Here is an 18,037-nt window from a genome sequence, read left to right as displayed (position 1 = left end):
GTCCCTTTTTTACAGTTGTAATGAGTACAGACTGATTACTCAATAACATCCATTTCTTTAATCAAGTTATCTGCACCATCGACATATTGCATCACCCAAAGCATGTAACGAGCGTCAACATGAATTGAGCGGTTCAAACTTGGATCATAGTCCCAGTCGCCAATGATACTCTCGTAAACACCATCAAATACTAAGCCTACAAGCTCGGCTTTTGCATTTAAGGTGGGAGAGCCAGAGTTACCGCCAGTAATATCGAGAGTTCCTAAAAAGTTTACCGGAACCGAACCAACGGTTTTATCAAAATACTTGCCGTATTTTTTCTGGGCAATCAGATCAAGCTGTGACTTAGGTGAATTGAATGGCCAGACACCGGTGTCTTTTTGTGTAATGCCCTCTAGGGTAGTGAAGGGCACCGCGTACAAACCATCTTTCGGGCTGTAGCCTTTAACGTTACCAAAGGTTACGCGTAAAGTGCTATTCGCATCGGCATAGATGGGTTGATTTTGCGACTTATTGTACGCAATGATCGCTTCCATATATTTAGGGCGGACTGCAGCAAAGTCTCCCGATTCCTTTTTACCCGCTTTTTCTAATGCTTGGCGTGCTTCGTATGTTTGCACAGCATATTGAATAAAAGGATCGTCGCTTGCTTCAAAGTCTTCTACAGACTTGTTCATCCATTCAAGTCGAACATCACTTTCAGTCAACTTAGTCGTGCTGTACATGTTCGATAATTTGGCCTGTAGTTGCTCCGGTTTGTAACCGTCTTGAATACCAAAAAATGCATCAATGGCAGGAACCCGTTGCGCTTTTGGTAGTTGAGCGTAACGATTGAGCATGTTGAAAACCATGGCTGTTTCTACTTTTGCATCAAAGCGTCGATCAATCCGTTTCATGCTTTCTTCGAAGCCTTTCATATCGCGCTCTTGATAGCCACGCTCACGATCCATATCGTCTTTCTGCTTCTCAACCGCTAGTCGATGGAGTCTTGCTGCTGAAGACATCATTTGTCCAACGTAGTTGGTATATCCGAGTAAAGTGTCTCGCTTAGAAGTTTGTTGAGATTGCTGGATTAAAGCGTCGAGTTGTTCAATCGCTGTGCCGTATTTTTGTTGGCGCGTTTTATCTTTGCTTACCCAATGACGTAACGCTTTATCGAGAGCATCTTTACGCTCTTGTGTGGTTCCCTTGTGATAGCTTTCCATCATGCTGCCACGATTTTTTTCGTAGTTGGCCAGGCCAGCTAAAGTGCTTTCATATTTAATACGAGCATCACTGCCTTCTGCTGAATTAGCATAAATGGTATCAATCAATGAGCCCATTAACTCTTTGCTGAGCGGGTAACTTTGATTAAAGGTAAAATCAACTTCGCCTGAAGTACGGTAACGATTAGTACTTCCAGGGTATCCAAGTACCATAATGTAATCGCCATCAGCGACGCCTTTGGCGTTCACCTTCAAGTGATGTTTAGGTTCGAACGGCACGTTATCTTCACTAAAGTCTGCCGGTTTACCGTCGGGTCCAACATAAGCACGGTAAAAAGCATAGTCTCCGGTGTGACGAGGCCACATCCAGTTATCAATGTCGCCGCCATATTTGCCAATGCTTTTCGCAGGAGCATGAACCAAGCGCACATCGCGAATGGTCATTTGTTTGAACAAGTAGTATTCCAAGCCACCGTGAAAGTTAACCACCGAGCAGCGATAAGCTTTATCACTTTCGCATTCGGCCACTAATTTCTTCGACTGCTGGTCAATTTGTGCATAGCGATCTTCACCACTCATTTTGTCGGATAGATCGGCCGTGATTTGAGCGGTAACGTTACGAATGTCTTCTGTAACATAGATTCGAGAGCCAGGAGCCGCTGGAAGCTCTTGATTGAACTCTTTCGCTAAAAAGCCATCGTCCAGTAAGTTTTTGTCTTCGGTCGAGTTGTATTGAATGGAGCCATAAGCACAGTGATGGTTGGTCACTACAAGCCCTTTATCTGACACAAATGAAGCCGTACAACCGCCAAGACTGACAATGGCGCCCATAGGGAATTCAGTTAAATTGGTTAAGTCTTTCGGATTAAGTTTCAAGCCAGCCTTTTTTAAATCTTTTGCGATTGCTGGAAGTTGGTGAGGTTGCCACATCCCCTCGTTAGCAACCGCGCCAAGCATAGTTAATGCTGTCGCTGTGAGTAGTAATTTTTTCATGGTTCGCTCTTATTGTATTTTTGATGTTGATTGTAAATGATAACGAGATTCAATTATCACTTAATTCATCGTTTATTCTTGTGAGGTGTAAACCTACAAAAGTAAAAGGGCAATCTAGCAGATTGCCCTTTTAGATTCTTGGGTATTTTTACCCGAAGAAGATGAGAAGTGTTTCAAAATATCAATCAAACTTCATTTCTGGCACATCGCCTTCAATGACTAACTTGCCAGCGGTTTTTTGCTGAATTTCTTCTACCGATACGCCGGGTGCTCTTTCGATTAAATGAAAGGCGCCATCTTTGATTTCAACAACGGCTAAATCTGTGACGATTTTGTTGATGCAGTTAACACCAGTTAAAGGTAGGGTGCAATTCTCTAGTAACTTTGAGTTACCGTGTTTATCGGCGTGTGTCATGGTTACGACGATATTTTGCGCTCCGGCTACTAAATCCATTGCGCCGCCCATGCCTTTCACCAGTTTTCCAGGGATCATGTAGGATGCAATATTGCCTTGTACATCGACCTCAAATGCTCCGAGAACGGTCAGGTCGACATGACCACCACGAATCATCGCGAAACTTTCAGCTGAGCTAAAAATTGCCGCGCCCGTCGCAGCGGTGACCGTTTCTTTTCCTGCATTGATCATATCTGGATCAACTTGATCTTCAGTCGGGTAGGGACCCATGCCGAGTAGGCCGTTTTCTGACTGCAACATAACTTCGATGCCGTCAGGAACATAATTGGCGACCAGGGTAGGAATGCCAATGCCTAGGTTAACGTAGTATCCATCTTCAAGCTCACGCGCGACGCGCATGGCGATTTGATCACGAGTTAATGCCATGTTCGTTCTCCTTATTGGTTGCGTAAGGTTAAGCGTTCAATGCGTTTTTCAAACGAGCCTTGAATAACTCGATTAACGTAAATGCCCGGCGTATGAATTTCTGTAGGCTTAAGAACGCCTGGCTCGACAATTTCTTCAGCTTCTACGACCGTGATCTTTCCTGCGGTTGCCGCCATGGGATTAAAGTTCATTGCAGTATCACGATAAATGCAGTTGCCATAACGGTCAGCTTTCCAAGCTCGAACTATGGCAAAGTCGCCAGTAATGGACTCTTCTAATATGTAATCTCGACCATTAAATTGACGTGCTTCTTTACCTTCAGCGACGGGAGTTCCGAAACCTGTAGCAGTAAAAAACGCTGGAATACCGGCTCCGCCTGCACGCATTTTTTCTGCCAAAGTTCCCTGTGGTGTTAGTTCAACTTCGAGCTCGCCTGCTAAAAACTGACGTTCGAACTCCGCGTTTTCACCAACGTATGACGAGATCATTTTCTTAATTTGTTTACCTTGGAGCAGAATACCTAAACCAAAGTCATCAACCCCACAGTTATTTGATACAAATGTTAGGTCTTTGGTCCCCATGGACTTAATTTGTGCGATTAGACCTTCTGGTATTCCACATAATCCAAAGCCACCGGCGATTACGGTCATGCCATCTTCAAGACCTGCCATTGCTTCTTCATAGGTTTTAACGACTTTGTCAAAACCGGCCATAAGAGCTCCTTGTTCGTTTGTGTTTTATTAATGTAGTTAGTTAGCCATTGCGTTGGCGACTTTTGAAACAGGTTTACGACCCAGTACGCTGGATATGAAATGTCCTGCTACCAATAGCTTATCGAGGTCGATGCCTGTTTCAATGCCCATACCTTGTAGCATGTAGACGACATCTTCCGTCGCCACATTACCTGATGCGCCCTTAGCATAGGGACATCCTCCTAATCCTGCAATAGAACTATCGACCGTACTTATACCCAATTGTAAGCAGGCAAAGATATTGCTTAATGCTTGTCCATAGGTGTCGTGAAAATGTACGGCGCAGTGCTCTACTGGAATAGACTTTGTTACAGCTTCGACCATCTGTTGCGCTTTGAGCGGGGTACCAACACCAATGGTGTCGCCGAGAGAAATCTCGTAACACCCCATGTCGTAAAGCGTCTTGGCGACGTCAGCGACCTTCGACGTTGCGATGTCTCCTTCATAGGGACAGCCAAGCACACAGGATACGTAACCGCGTACTCGCACTTGATGTTCTTTAGCGGCGAGCATGATAGGTTCGAAGCGCTGTAAGCTCTCGCTGATGCTGCAATTTATATTTTTCTGAGAAAAGCTCTCGGAGGCAGCACCAAAAATGGCAACTTCTTTTGCACCGGCTGCAAGCGCAGCTTCGAAACCTTTCATGTTTGGGGTCAATACCGGGTAGCTAACACCTGCTTTAGCCTCGATTTTAGCCATGACGTCACGATTGTCAGCCATTTGCGGAACCCATTTAGGTGACACAAAGCTGGTTGCTTCGACAACTTGAAGGCCCGTGTTGCTGAGCTTATTGATTAAGGTGACCTTATCGTCGGTTGAGACGGTTTGCTTTTCATTTTGCAATCCATCGCGCGGACCAACTTCGACAATTTTTACGTGTTTGGGATAAGTCACTTTGAATTACTCGCTGGCTTCAAACTGGACAAGCTCGGCACCATCTTCGACAAGATCTCCGGCTTGATAAAGCACTTCTGTCACCACACCATCGGTTGGCGCCTTAATGGTGTGCTCCATTTTCATTGCTTCCATTACCAATAGAGGTTGATCGGCTGAAACGGTTTGACCTGCTTCAACCATAACGGAAACAATGGTTCCCGGCATTGGGGCGGACAAGTTGGCATTACTTGATGCATCAATGTCAGCAAGTCCTTCTTGTTTTACCGTTAACATAAAGTCGCAATGATTGACGAAAATATGCAGCGAATGATCTTGCTCTACGATACTCGCATTGAAACCTTCTCCGGACAAATTAACGCGCAAGTCATGGTCATTAATTTCACCTTCAACGCGCATTTCTTTATCGTTAACTTCGACTAAGAAGTGATCGTTTCTAAAGTGCACGATGACAGGGTATTCATTCCCACTCACTGGATCGACAAAGGTGACATGATGATGGTTATCTTCATTTAAGCGCCAACCAAGTGTGGTATCCCATGGTGAGTAGGGATCGCTTTGATCCGCCGCATGACCTTCACCGAGATTACGCTGTTTCAGCATGGTATAAAGTGCAGCAACACTTAATACGCGCTCATCAACCTCAGGTTTAGCGGTAAATAAACTGTTCTCATACCGCTGAATAAAGTGGGTATCTAAGTCAGCTTCAATAAACCCTTCATTTGATGCAAGCTGATATAAGAAGTTTAAATTGGTTTTCAGACCGACAACTTGATAACCCTTTAATGCACCTCTAAGTCGAGCTAATGCTTTATACCGATCCGTGTCCCAAACGATTAATTTTGCAATCATAGGGTCGTAGTGAACCGACACTTCATCGCATTCGATAATACCGGTATCGATTCGAACATGAGCATTTTCTTCTGGCGTTCTTAAGTGATGCAAGGCTCCTGTTGCGGGAAGAAAATCATTATCAGGATCTTCTGCGTAAATTCGCGCTTCGAATGCATGGCCATGAATAGACAAGTCTTTTTGGTTGGCAGGTAGGGTTTCGCCGTAGGCAACACGAAGCTGCCACTCCACCAGATCTTGTCCTGTAATCATTTCAGTCACCGGGTGCTCTACTTGAAGACGAGTATTCATTTCCATAAAAAAGAAAGAACCATCTTCATCGAGAAGAAACTCAACAGTACCAGCGCCTTGATACCCAATCGCTTTTGCAGCCTGAATTGCCACTTCACCCATTTTTTCTCGCAGTTCTTCAGTCATTCCCGGAGCTGGTGCTTCTTCAATGACTTTTTGGTGACGTCGTTGTACTGAGCAGTCGCGTTCGAAAAGGTGTACGGCATTGCCATGGCTATCGGCAAAAACTTGTATTTCAACATGGCGGGGTTTCGTTAAATATTTCTCAATCAAGACTTCATCGTTTCCGAATGACGATAAGGCTTCACGTTTGCAAGAGTCTAGGGCAGAAATAAAATCTTCTTTTTTCTCGACAATACGCATGCCTTTGCCACCACCGCCAGCGGTTGCTTTGATTAACACAGGGTAACCAATAGCAAAGGCTTGCGTGCTTAAATAGTCAGGGTCTTGATTATCGCCGTGGTACCCAGGAACAAGAGGAACCTTCGCTTTTTGCATGATTTCCTTGGCCGCACTCTTTGAGCCCATTGCATCAATCGCAGAAGCAGGGGGGCCAATAAACGCTATTTCGTGGTCGGCGCAGGCGTTGGCAAAATGCGTATTTTCAGACAAGAAGCCGTAGCCAGGGTGAATGGCTTGAGCGCCACTTTTCTTAGCCACGTTAATAATGGAATCGGCTTTTAAATAACTGTCTTTCGCTGCTGCAGTTCCAACTCGGTAAGCTTCGTCGGCCAGCTTTACATGCTGTGCATTAGCATCGGCATCGGAATAAACCGCAACGGTTTTTACGCCCAGCTTGCGAGCGGTTTTAATAATACGACAAGCAATTTCGCCGCGATTTGCTATAAGAATTTTCTCAAACATTATTATGCGTCCTTCTTAGCTTGCCAGTTTGGGCTTCGTTTTTCTAAAAAGGCACTGACGCCTTCTTTACCCTCTGCAGAAGCTCGAATATCAGAGATTTTCTGTGCAGTTTCTCGAATTAATTCTTCGTTTAATGGATGCTCATCGACAAAGCTAATTAAATTTTTAGCCGCTTGTATTGCTTCCGGACCATTTTTTAGTAAGTCAGCAAGAAACGCTTGGCTTGAAGATTCGAAACTTTCAGCTTCAAATACTTCGTGCACCAATCCAATGTTTTGAGCGGTCGTTGCAGTAAAGACTTCGGCAGAAATAAAGTAGCGATTGGCCTGTCGACTGCCAATGGCTTTAATGACATACGGACTAATAACGGCAGGGATTAATCCCAGCTTAACTTCCGACAAACAAAATTTTGCTTTTTCGCTTGCCAATACGATGTCGCACGCAGCAACCAATCCAACGCCACCGCCAAATGCCGCCCCTTGAACAAGAGCAATGGTCGGCTTTTTTAACTGATGCAGTGTTTGCATTAATGTCGCAAGGGCAAGAGAGTCTTGATAGTTTTCTGACCATGAGTAATCGGCCATTCTTCTCATCCAGTTTAAATCTGCTCCGGCGGAGAAACTTTTTCCCTCGGCCTTTAAAACGATGACCCGCGTTGCGGCATGGTTTTGTAATTTTTGCAGTGCACGCGTCAGATCTTTTATCAGTTGATCATCAAAAGCATTATGAACGTCGGGGCGGTTCATCGTTATGATGCCGGCACCGTCTGGGGTCACTTCTAGCTTTAATGTTTTATTGTCGCTCATTCTGTTCTCCAGTTTATTTCGCTCAAAATGTTACATTCTAAATACGCCAAATTGCGTATCTTGTTGTGGAGCATTGAGAGATAGAGAAAGTCCTAAACCTAAGACCATTCGCGTGTCGGCGGGATCAATAATTCCATCATCCCAAAGTCTCGCGCTAGCATAGTAGGGGTGACCTTGGGTTTCATACATGTCTTGAATGGGCGCTTTAAACTCAGCTTCATCTTCTGCCGACCATTCAACACCATTGCGTTCGAAATTATCACGTTTTACTTGCGCTAAAACATTTGCAGCCTGCTCACCACCCATTACGGAAATTCGTGCATTTGGCCACATCCATAAAAATTTAGGACTGTATGCTCTTCCGCACATACCGTAGTTTCCAGCGCCAAAACTGCCACCAACAATAACGGTAAATTTAGGAACTTTTGCGCAGGCAACCGCGGTAACCATTTTTGCGCCATTTTTCGCAATCCCTGAATTTTCGTATTTTTTACCAACCATAAAGCCAGTGATGTTTTGTAAAAATACGAGAGGAATATTTCGTTGGCAACACAGTTCAATGAAGTGCGCACCTTTCAGAGCAGATTCGCTAAATAAAATGCCGTTGTTAGCAATAATTCCAACCGGATAACCCCAAATTTTGGCAAAACCACAAACCAAAGTGGTGCCGTACAAAGGTTTGAATTCATCCAACTCTGAATTATCGACGACTCGGGCGATGATTTCTCGAATGTCATACGGTTGACGAGTATCTTTAGGAACGACACCGTAGATTTCTTCTTTTGCATATTTGGGCTCTTTGGGAGCTGCAACGGCCCATTGTGCTTGTTTTTGATGGTTTAAGTTTGCTACGACTCGACGACAGATGAGTAATGCATGCTCATCGTTTTCGGCATAATGATCGGTCACACCTGATGTCTTACAGTGGACGTCAGCGCCGCCAAGTTCTTCTGCAGTGACGACTTCGCCCGTGGCTGCTTTGACTAGAGGAGGTCCTCCAAGAAAAATGGTACCTTGTTCTTTAACGATGATGCTTTCATCGGCCATGGCGGGGACATACGCGCCTCCAGCAGTGCAACTTCCCATAACCACTGCAATTTGTGGAATGCCTTTTGCTGACATATTGGCTTGATTGAAGAAAATTCTTCCGAAATGATCTCGGTCTGGAAATACTTGATCTTGTTGTGGAAGGTTAGCGCCTCCCGAGTCAACTAAGTAGATGCAGGGCAAATGGTTTTGTTCAGCGACTTCTTGCGCTCGCAAGTGCTTCTTTATCGTCTCCGGAAAATAGGTTCCGCCTTTAACGGTAGCGTCATTGGCAACAATCATACACTCGACGCCATTCACTCGACCGATACCGGTTATAATTCCTGCTGACGGCACTTGATTGTCATACATGTCATAAGCAGCAAGCTGTGAGAGTTCGAGGAAAGGAGAGCCAACATCGAGAAGTTTTCTTACGCGATCTCGAGGAAGAAGTTTTCCGCGTGAAATATGCTTTTGATTTCTTTCTTCGCCACCGCCTTGAGCAATGACTGCCATCTTGTCGCGTAAGTCGTCGACTAACGAGGTCATTTGCTCGGCGTTTGCCTTAAACTCTGCGCTGCGACTATTGATTTTGCTTTGTATAATCGTCATGACTTTGATCCGTTCAATAAAATAGAGTTAATTCGAAAACGGAGTGTTATTCGTTTTCGAGTGAGCGGCTTATTACTAATTTCTGTACTTCGCTGGTCCCTTCATAAATTTGCATCACGCGAGCATCGCGGTAATACTTTTCAACCGGAAAGTCACACAAGTAGCCATATCCACCATGAATTTGAATCGCTTCAGAGCAAACTTTTTCGGCCACTTCTGAAGCAAATAATTTGGCCATGGACGCTTCTTTTAAACAGGGGAGTTTTGCATCTTTTAATTGAGCAGCATGCATAACCATTTGTCTTGCAGCTTCAACTTGAGTGGCCATATCGGCGAGTTTAAAAGCAATCGCCTGGTGTTTATTAATTGGTTTACCGAAAGCCTCTCGGTCTTTTGCAAATTCGTTTGCGGCTTCTAAAGCGGCTCTTGCTGTACCGACACATTGCGCTGCAATTCCAATTCTTCCACCCTCGAGATTACTCAGTGCAATTTTATAACCTTCGCCTTCTTTTCCGAGTAGGTTTTCTTGAGGAATGCGACAATCTTCGAAAATGATTTGGCAGGTGTCGGACGCGTGTTGTCCCATTTTATCTTCCACTTTGGCAACGATATATCCAGGCGTTTTTGTTGGAACAATAAACGCGCTAATACCTTTTTTGCCTGCACTTGGATCGGTCACAGCAAAGACAATGGCGATATCGGCATGCTTACCTGAAGTGATGTATTGCTTTACGCCGTTAATGACATAATCATTACCATCTTTAACTGCTTTTGTTCTGAGATCGGATGCATCACTTCCTGCGTGCGGTTCGGTTAAACAAAAAGCACCCAGATATTCACCTGCTGCGAGTGGTTTTAAAAACGCTTCTTTTTGTTGCTCATTACCGAATTGATAAATCGGCATACTCCCAACCGAGTTGGTGACGCTTATTATTGTTGAACATGCTGCATCGCCTGCGGCGATCTCTTCTAATACAATAGCGGCAGACGTGTAACCAATGTCACATCCATTGTATTCTTCTGGAATAAGCATGCCATAAAAGCCAAGCTCAGCCAGACCTTTAAGCGCTTCAGCAGGAAAGGTTTTATTTCTATCCCATTCCAAAGCGTTAGGTTTAATGATTTCATTCACATACTGACGCGCGGCGTCTCGAATCATATTTTGTTCTTCAGTAAGCATCATAAAGAGTAGACCTATCTCTTAAATCGGTTAACTTAAATTGGTTAATTACTTGCAATGTTGTGAGTAATAGAAAGCGCCGACCTTAAAAAATAAATCGGCGCTTTTGGGGATTACACAAGTTCGATTGCTAATGCTGTCGCTTCGCCGCCACCGATGCATAAAGATGCGACGCCACGAGTTTTATTGTAGCGTTTTAAGGCTTCAATTAAGGTCACAACAATTCGAGTGCCAGAACAACCGATCGGATGTCCAAGAGCGCAAGCGCCACCGTGAACATTAACACGATCATGATCTAACTCCAGATCTTTTATCGCGGCCATAGTTACCACGGCAAATGCTTCGTTGATTTCAAATAAATCGACGTCGTCTTTTGTCCAGCCTGTTTTTTCGAACAGTGATTGCATTGCGCCAACGGGAGCCGTCGTGAATTCTTGAGGCTCACGCGCATGAGTTGTATGACCCACGATTTTTGCAATGATCGTTAAGCCCCGTTTTTCTGCTTCAGATTGTCGCATCATAACAACAGCTGCTGCGCCGTCAGAAATTGAGCTCGCATTGGCTGCGGTAACGGTTCCATCTTTTTTGAAAGCTGGACGAAGTTGTGGAATTTTGTCTAATCGAGCTTTTAGTGGTTGTTCATCAGTATCGACAACAATGTCACCTTTGCGGCTTTGAATGGTTACCGCTGAAATTTCTGCTTTGAAGGCGCCTTCTTCGATGGCTTTTTGAGCACGTTTAAGAGAGGTTATTGCAAACTCATCTTGCTGCTCGCGAGTGAACCCATATTTTTCAACAGTTGCTTCGGCGTAAACACCCATTGCTTGCCCTTCGTAAGCGTCTTCTAGTCCATCAAATGCCATATGATCGATTACTTTGCCATGTCCAAAACGATAGCCAGTTCGAGCTTTATCGAGCATGTATGGAGCATTGGTCATACTTTCCATTCCACCTGCAACCATCACTTCGTTGGTGCCTGCTTTTAATAAATCGTGCGCCAGCATGATGGTTTTCATTCCGCTACCACATACTTTGTTAACAGTGGTGCATCCGGTTGATTTTGGAAGGCCGGCGCCTAACGCTGCTTGTCTAGCAGGTGCTTGCCCAACGCCAGCAGGCAGTACACAACCCATGATGACTTCTTGCACATCGTTAGGCTTGAGTTGAGCGCGTGCAACCGCTGCGGCAATGGCATTGGCTCCTAAGTCGGTCGACTTAACTTCAGACAGACTGCCCATAAATCCACCCATTGGGGTACGTGCTAAGCCAACAATAACGATTGGATCATTTGTGCTCATAATATTGTCCTTTCATTTATCGGCAGCCATTGGCTGCGAAGTTTCAATTTGTAAGAAAGCAGGCGAGTGCTCTCAGAGTATTTTTATTGCCAGATAGTCATCATCAGACCCATTCTGGCGATTTTTCGAATCTTAAATGTATCAAATTAGTGCGATGCAGCATATCGGACTTTAGAAGGAGCTCATTGCGAATGAACATGTGAATTTCAAATTGCGATGAGTTCCCTCGAAGTCTTAAAAATCTGCCACAAGCTTAGCGGGTTTCTTTAAATAATTCTCGGCCAATTAACATGCGACGAATTTCAGAAGTTCCAGCACCAATTTCGTACAGTTTTGCATCTCGCAATAAGCGACCGGTAGGGTATTCATTAATGTAGCCATTGCCACCTAATAATTGAATCGCATCGAGGGCCATTTGAGTGGCTTTCTCTGCAGCGTATAAGATCACTCCTGCAGCATCTTTACGGGTTGTTTCACCGCGATCGCATGCTTTAGCGACAGCATACACATAGGCTCTACTCGCATTCATCGTTGTGTACATATCTGCGACTTTTCCCTGCACCAATTGGAATTCACCGATGGATTGTCCGAATTGTTTGCGCTCGTGAATATAAGGTACGACTATGTCCATACAGGCTTGCATTATTCCTAGTGGACCAGCAGACAATACGAGACGTTCATAATCAAGGCCGCTCATCAGTACTTTCACACCTTGGTTTAATCCGCCTAATATATTGGCTTCTGGAACTCGACAGTCTTCAAAAACTAGCTCGCAAGTATTTGAACCTCGCATGCCTAATTTATCGAGCTTTTGAGCCGTTGAAAACCCAGCAAATCCCTTTTCAATAATGAATGCAGTGATGCCTTTCGAACCTGCGGACGCATCGGTTTTAGCGTAAACAATAAGTACATCGGCATCGGGACCGTTGGTGATCCACATTTTATTTCCGTTTAAGATGTAGTCACTGCCATCTTTCTCGGCTTTTAACTTCATGCTAACCACATCTGAGCCGGCACCGGGCTCGCTCATCGCTAAGGCACCAATGTGCTCACCCGTACATAACTTGGGGAGGTATTTGGCTTTCTGTTCATGGGTACCGTTTTTATCCAATTGGTTTAGACATAGGTTTGAATGAGCTCCGTAGGACAAACCGATAGAAGCAGAGCCGCGTGAAATCTCTTCCATTGCTACCGCATGCTCGAGATAACCTAAGCCAGAGCCTCCGTATTCTTCTGATACTGTCATGCCGAGCAACCCCAGTTCACCTAGCTTTGGCCAGAGTTCATTCGGAAAGGCATTCTCTTCGTCAACTTTGGCAGCAATAGGAGCGATTTCCTTTTCGGTAAACCCGCGAACGCTTTCACGGATCATATCGGCTGTTTCACCAAGGTCGAAATTTAAGCTTGAAAACATTGGGGTGTCCTCTTTGTCTGTACTGTGTTGTTTAATTTTTACGATGAGCTTGATGGGTTAGGGCGTTTTGCACTGATTCTTTGTTCAAGATCATCAATTTCGCTCAGCATCGATTCAATATCGGATAGTTGTTGTTGAAGTTGCTGGCGTCGTAACTCAATTTTGGCGAGTAGAAACTCTGTTTGTTTCTCTTCACCGTGAGGGAACTGATATAAATCAATTATCTCTTTGATTTCTGCGAGCGAAAATCCAATCCGCTTGCCGCGCAAAATCAACTGTAATCGGGTGCGGTTCTTTGCACTGTATACGCGATAGGTGCCGCGACGTTCTGGTGCGATCAAGCCATATTCTTCATAGTGACGAATGGAGCGAGTCGTAATGGCAAACTCTTTTGCTAAATCACTGATCGAATAGGTTGGCGCAGACTCAGGTTCTTTCATTAATCTTCTCGACAGATATCATTCGATTATTTTGCCATAACCTTTACGTTAACGTAAAGGTTATGGGAGGTCGGATCTGTTTGGTATGAGCAAATTGAATGAATCGTCATCGCTTTTAGAAATTTTTTATCAGGAAGTAATTGTTCAGTCGTTAAATTTTTTTAGTTGGTCTATCTTCTTGATTACGCTTAATTTTAGTCTGCTAGTGAGTTAAAAGGCTGCAAAAACCAGTCGTTTTATCCACAAGTTAACGGAAACTTGTAAAAAGCAAGGTTAAAATTTAAAAGTCGAATAAAAACAGAGGGATAGGTTGGTTGAATTTTGTCCTGTTGAGTTAAGGAGAGGCTTTTCTTATTAGAAATAGCATAATTTATAGCGAATTTTTATTGGAATTTGTTGTCAATAACTTCTAAGTTCAATGTATATGTGGATGTGAGGTTTGTGATCGCTCCAGATTGTGTGGGTTGAACGAGCCTTTTGCATAAGCTGGGCCAGATTTGACCTTACATCCGCACCACCTTGTGGGTTGAATGCCATACCATTTTGTTCTTTGCAACCAGGAAATTGGCATCCGGGTATTGTGAAGGGGAAGAGTGGGTATGGTGCTGGTTGTAACTTACTGCTCATTGCTTTGGGAGTTGAAAGATAAAAAGCACAGGGGAGATTTGATTTCAGACTTGAAATCGCAGTTATTGCCACAATCCATTAAGGAACTGCTTAAACCAAAACGACAAGAGGGGAAGCCCATCTATGAAAAGACAAAAGCGTGATCGTCTTGAAAGAGCTCATTCTCGTGGATACCAAGCTGGACTAGGAGGAAAACCAAGAGACAACTGTCCTTACGGAACTCTCGAAGCTAAAGAGCAGTGGCTCGGCGGTTGGCGTGAAGCAAAAGCAGATGTAAACAGCGGACTCTTCGGCTAAATTTACCCCATCAAATTAAATTTAAACGCGTCAGCGTGATCTCAAGTGGCACAATCGGTCACTCAACCCCGCCTATAGCGGGGTTTTTATTTGGGTATCACAATTCTCGACGATAATCGGTATAATACTCGAACTTTAGAGCTACTGAGATTTCTCAAATTATGAACGCGAATGCAGGCGTGATTGTTCCGCCCCACATTGAAGTAGATGTTCCTTTACCTCTTCCTCCTAGAAAGCTATCAAAAAGCGAGCAGTCGCATTATCAAGAGCTAATCAAGCGCCTTTTGCTGGAACACAATGCTGTATTGATTGCCCATTACTACACTGACCCCGAAATTCAAGCGTTAGCTGAGGCGACTGGTGGTTTTGTCGGTGACTCTTTAGAAATGGCGAAATTTGGCGCAAAGCACTCAGCTGATACATTAATTATTGCTGGCGTTAAGTTCATGGGAGAAACTGCAAAAATTTTAAGTCCTGAGAAGCGCGTCATCATGCCGACTTTGGAGGCGACCTGCTCCCTCGATCTCGGATGTCCAGAAAAAGAGTTCTCAGATTTTTGTGATCAATTTCCTGACCGCACCGTGGTTGTCTATGCCAATACTTCTGCGGCTGTGAAAGCGCGTGCTGATTGGGTGATTACCAGTTCTATTGCGCTGGATGTCATTGATTATCTGGATAAGCGAGGCGAGAAAATTATTTGGGGTCCTGATCGACATTTGGGTCATTATATTCAGCAAAAGACCGGTGCTGATATGATTTTATGGCAAGGCCACTGTATTGTTCATGATGAATTTAAAACTCAGGCACTCAAACAAACAATGCAACAGCATCCAGACGCGGCTGTGTTGGTGCATCCAGAATCGCCTAAAGACGTTATTCAATTAGCGGATGTCGTCGGCTCAACGTCGCAACTAATCAAAGCAGCTCAATCGCTAGAGCAAGAAAAATTAATTGTCGCAACGGATAAAGGTATTTTCTTTAAAATGCAACAAGCAGCGCCGAATAAAACGCTGATTATTGCCCCAACGGCAGGAGAAGGCGCGACCTGTAGGAGTTGCGCGCATTGTCCTTGGATGAAAATGAACGTTTTGGAAAATCTAGCAACAATTTTTGAACGTAATGATGTGGAGATTCATGTTGATCCGACGGTTGCAGAAAAAGCCTTAATTCCACTGAAAAAAATGGTAGATTTTGTTAATCGCTAACTGACTAAAGGAAAATAAAATGAAGAAATTAATACCGCTGTCGATAGCTGGGCTAATGGCCTTAAGTCTCACTTTTCCGCAAGCTTATGCAAGCGATAACTTAACTAATGCGATTAATGGTGAACATCGCAGCGAAGCCGCTAAACAACGAGATCAATTTCGTCATCCTAAAGAAACGTTAGAGTTTTTTGGCTTTAAGCCTTCCATGACCGTTGTTGAAATATCTCCGGGTGGTGGCTGGTATACACAAATTTTAGCGCCAGCTTTAAAAGACTCGGGCAAATTGGTCGCTGCGCACTTTGATCCTGAGTCTAGTGTGCCTTACTACCAAAAGGGTTTAGCTAAATTTAAACAAAACTTCATTGAGAAAGCGGATGTATATGGCTCAATAGCCTTGACGGTTTTTGCTCCGCCGTCAAAGCTTGATATCGCAGAACCAAACAGCGCCGATATGGTGTTGACCTTTAGAAATGTTCATAACTGGTATGCCGGGAGTGGACAAGAAGGGACTGAAAAGGCCTTTGCTAGTTTCTTTAAAGCACTTAAACCTGGTGGTGTATTGGGTGTGGTAGAACATAGATTGCCCGAAGCAATGGATCAGCAAGAGCAAATCAGGTCTGGCTACATGAAGCAAAGCTTGGTGATTAAAATGGCGGAAAAAGCGGGTTTCAAATTGGTTGAGGCGTCGGAAATTAATGCCAACCCAAAAGATAATGCGCAACACCCAAAAGGGGTTTGGACTTTACCACCGAGTCTACGTCTCGGAGACACCGATAAAGAAAAATATATGGCGATTGGTGAAAGCGATCGCATGACTTTAAAGTTTGTTAAGCCTGCAACGAAATAATTGTTCGGACAGCAATAAAAAAAGCCGGCAAAGCCGGCTTTTTTTACATTGTTGATATTACAATTTGGTTTTGAAACTAGGACCATCCCCACCTGGCTTTTTCTTTGCTGTCGGTGCTGTCGCTCTGCCTGATTCTGCAAGACGCATTTTTAAGTTCAAATCTGTTTTCGACTCTGCAAAGTGTAAGGCATCGTCGCGTGTTATTAGCTTTTGTTTGTAGAGTTTGAACAAGCATTGATCGAAAGTCATCATGCCGTCTTTTTGATGGTTCTCAATAGCTTTACGCAAGTCTTCAAGGGTTCCTTTTTGTATAATCTCAACCAAATCGGGTGCTTTCATTAAGATTTCATGAGCGGCGATGCGTTGGCCAGACGTACTTCTAACTAAGCGTTGTGAAACGATACCATTTAATACGCTCGACAACTCTTTCATGACATTGCCACGCATATCAGCAGGAAACAGGTTGCGAATTCGCTCAAGCACTTGCTTTGAATTGTTTCCGTGAATGGTCGCGAGACAAAGGTGACCGGTTTGAGCGTAGGAGAGGGCGTATTCCATTGCTTCTTGATCTCGAATCTCGCCTATGAGTATGACATCGGGGGCTTCCCGCATCGCATTTTTGAGGGCATTGTGGTAATTCTTGGTATCAACACCAATTTCACGTTGATCGATGATTGACATTTTATGAGGGTGCAAAAACTCAATTGGATCTTCAATCGTCAAGATATGACTCGTGTCACGGTTGTTTCGATAGTCGATCATTGCCGCCAATGATGTAGACTTACCTGAGCCCGTCGGCCCGCACACCAGCACGAGGCCACTGCGCCCCATCACCAACTCTTTTAGCGGGTCAGGGAGATTCAATTGTTCTAATGAAGGAATGTCTGATTTGATATGGCGCATAACCATACCAACTTCGCCACGCTGCATGAAAACATTGACGCGAAAACGACCAATGTCTTCAACAGATATCGCGAAGTTGAGTTCCCATTCTTCTTCAAACTCTCTTATTTGTTGCTCATCCATTAACTTATAAGCGATGTCCTTAATTGCCCCTGGAGGCAGAGGTCCTTGCCCCATAGGAGTAGCAACTCCCTCAATTTTCATATGAGGAGGCGCGCCAGTACTAAAAAACAGGTCAGATGCTGAGCGCTCAGCCATTAGACGAAGCAATAATTTAATATCCACGAAATTACCTTTAATTTTTGCTGTTGTTGGATTCGATGGTTGTTGTTAGTTTAGCTAAATGAGCGCTGTAGCCAAGTAAATTTTAGAAAATTCTCTGATTAGAATTGCTAAAGGATTGTCAAAAGGTCTGTAATTGCCTATAGTTACGGCCCTCGCGCGGTAGGCGGTTATAGACTGCACGAAAATTTGGTGAGATGGCCGAGTGGTTGAAGGCGCACGCCTGGAAAGCGTGTATACGTTAATAGCGTATCGAGGGTTCGAATCCCTCTCTCACCGCCAAATAAATAAAGCCCCTTATCAAGGGGCTTTTTTATTTGCGAGAGCGGATAAGATTTGAACCCTTAGGTTCGACAAAAGTGCCGGGAGCACTTTTGAACAACGTGAATACGTTGGCCCTGACGAAGG

At 44.3% G+C, this 18,037-nt stretch carries 15 protein-coding genes and 1 tRNA gene; 4 read left to right on the top strand and 12 right to left on the bottom strand.

Annotation, left to right across the window (positions count from 1 at the left end):
- Positions 1 to 35: 35 nt before the first annotated feature.
- The 11 genes from Q9312_RS04965 to Q9312_RS04915 form a co-directional block, all read right to left on the bottom strand.
- On the bottom strand, positions 36 to 2,198 hold the full coding sequence (locus Q9312_RS04965) for a S46 family peptidase (protein ID WP_309203474.1): 2,163 nt from the start codon (positions 2,196 to 2,198) through the stop codon (positions 36 to 38).
- A 181-nt stretch (positions 2,199 to 2,379) separates the two neighbouring features.
- Positions 2,380 to 3,039, bottom strand: coding sequence for a CoA transferase subunit B (locus Q9312_RS04960; protein WP_309203473.1), 660 nt, complete (start codon positions 3,037 to 3,039; stop codon positions 2,380 to 2,382).
- 11 nt (positions 3,040 to 3,050) lie between these two features.
- Positions 3,051 to 3,752 (bottom strand): CoA transferase subunit A, encoded by a 702-nt coding sequence (locus Q9312_RS04955; protein ID WP_309203472.1) that lies wholly within the window; start codon positions 3,750 to 3,752, stop codon positions 3,051 to 3,053.
- A gap of 36 nt (positions 3,753 to 3,788) precedes the next feature.
- Positions 3,789 to 4,685, bottom strand: a complete 897-nt coding sequence (locus Q9312_RS04950; protein WP_309203471.1) for a hydroxymethylglutaryl-CoA lyase — start codon at positions 4,683 to 4,685, stop codon at positions 3,789 to 3,791.
- Positions 4,686 to 4,691: 6 nt separating this feature from the next.
- Positions 4,692 to 6,692, bottom strand: a complete 2,001-nt coding sequence (locus Q9312_RS04945; protein WP_309203470.1) for an acetyl/propionyl/methylcrotonyl-CoA carboxylase subunit alpha — start codon at positions 6,690 to 6,692, stop codon at positions 4,692 to 4,694.
- 2 nt (positions 6,693 to 6,694) lie between these two features.
- Positions 6,695 to 7,498: an enoyl-CoA hydratase/isomerase family protein gene (locus Q9312_RS04940; RefSeq protein ID WP_309203469.1), complete on the bottom strand. Its 804-nt coding sequence runs from the start codon at positions 7,496 to 7,498 to the stop codon at positions 6,695 to 6,697.
- Positions 7,499 to 7,528: 30 nt separating this feature from the next.
- Positions 7,529 to 9,136, bottom strand: coding sequence for a carboxyl transferase domain-containing protein (locus Q9312_RS04935; RefSeq protein WP_309203468.1), 1,608 nt, complete (start codon positions 9,134 to 9,136; stop codon positions 7,529 to 7,531).
- Positions 9,137 to 9,182: 46 nt separating this feature from the next.
- Positions 9,183 to 10,319 (bottom strand): acyl-CoA dehydrogenase, encoded by a 1,137-nt coding sequence (locus tag Q9312_RS04930; RefSeq protein WP_309203467.1) that lies wholly within the window; start codon positions 10,317 to 10,319, stop codon positions 9,183 to 9,185.
- A 110-nt stretch (positions 10,320 to 10,429) separates the two neighbouring features.
- Positions 10,430 to 11,614, bottom strand: coding sequence for an acetyl-CoA C-acyltransferase (locus Q9312_RS04925; protein ID WP_309203466.1), 1,185 nt, complete (start codon positions 11,612 to 11,614; stop codon positions 10,430 to 10,432).
- Between the two features lie 253 nt (positions 11,615 to 11,867).
- Positions 11,868 to 13,028: an isovaleryl-CoA dehydrogenase gene (locus Q9312_RS04920; protein WP_309203465.1), complete on the bottom strand. Its 1,161-nt coding sequence runs from the start codon at positions 13,026 to 13,028 to the stop codon at positions 11,868 to 11,870.
- A gap of 38 nt (positions 13,029 to 13,066) precedes the next feature.
- Positions 13,067 to 13,468: a MerR family transcriptional regulator gene (locus tag Q9312_RS04915; protein ID WP_309203464.1), complete on the bottom strand. Its 402-nt coding sequence runs from the start codon at positions 13,466 to 13,468 to the stop codon at positions 13,067 to 13,069.
- Positions 13,469 to 14,218: 750 nt separating this feature from the next.
- On the opposite strand from Q9312_RS04915, the gene rmf reads away from it, so the two are divergent.
- The 3 genes from rmf to Q9312_RS04900 all read left to right on the top strand — a co-directional run bounded on the left by rmf (position 14,219) and on the right by Q9312_RS04900 (position 16,444).
- On the top strand, positions 14,219 to 14,392 hold the full coding sequence (gene rmf, locus Q9312_RS04910) for a ribosome modulation factor (RefSeq protein ID WP_309203463.1): 174 nt from the start codon (positions 14,219 to 14,221) through the stop codon (positions 14,390 to 14,392).
- A 161-nt stretch (positions 14,393 to 14,553) separates the two neighbouring features.
- Positions 14,554 to 15,597 (top strand): quinolinate synthase NadA, encoded by a 1,044-nt coding sequence (nadA, locus tag Q9312_RS04905; RefSeq protein ID WP_309203462.1) that lies wholly within the window; start codon positions 14,554 to 14,556, stop codon positions 15,595 to 15,597.
- A gap of 19 nt (positions 15,598 to 15,616) precedes the next feature.
- On the top strand, positions 15,617 to 16,444 hold the full coding sequence (locus Q9312_RS04900) for a class I SAM-dependent methyltransferase (protein WP_309203461.1): 828 nt from the start codon (positions 15,617 to 15,619) through the stop codon (positions 16,442 to 16,444).
- A gap of 57 nt (positions 16,445 to 16,501) precedes the next feature.
- Here Q9312_RS04900 and Q9312_RS04895 read toward each other — a convergent pair whose 3' ends face one another.
- The gene (locus tag Q9312_RS04895) at positions 16,502 to 17,632 is read right to left on the bottom strand and encodes a PilT/PilU family type 4a pilus ATPase (protein WP_309203460.1); all 1,131 of its coding nucleotides are present in this window, start codon (positions 17,630 to 17,632) and stop codon (positions 16,502 to 16,504) included.
- A 188-nt stretch (positions 17,633 to 17,820) separates the two neighbouring features.
- On the opposite strand from Q9312_RS04895, the gene Q9312_RS04890 reads away from it, so the two are divergent.
- A tRNA-Ser gene (locus Q9312_RS04890) sits at positions 17,821 to 17,911 on the top strand.
- The last annotated feature ends 126 nt before the right edge of the window (positions 17,912 to 18,037 follow it).

Origin of the sequence: Pleionea litopenaei (assembly GCF_031198435.1) — a bacterium.
In the GTDB taxonomy this organism is placed as follows: Bacteria; Pseudomonadota; Gammaproteobacteria; order Enterobacterales; family Kangiellaceae; genus Pleionea; species Pleionea litopenaei.
The sequence above is the reverse complement of the archived record's forward strand: the minus strand, read 5'-3'. Positions and strand labels throughout refer to the sequence as shown.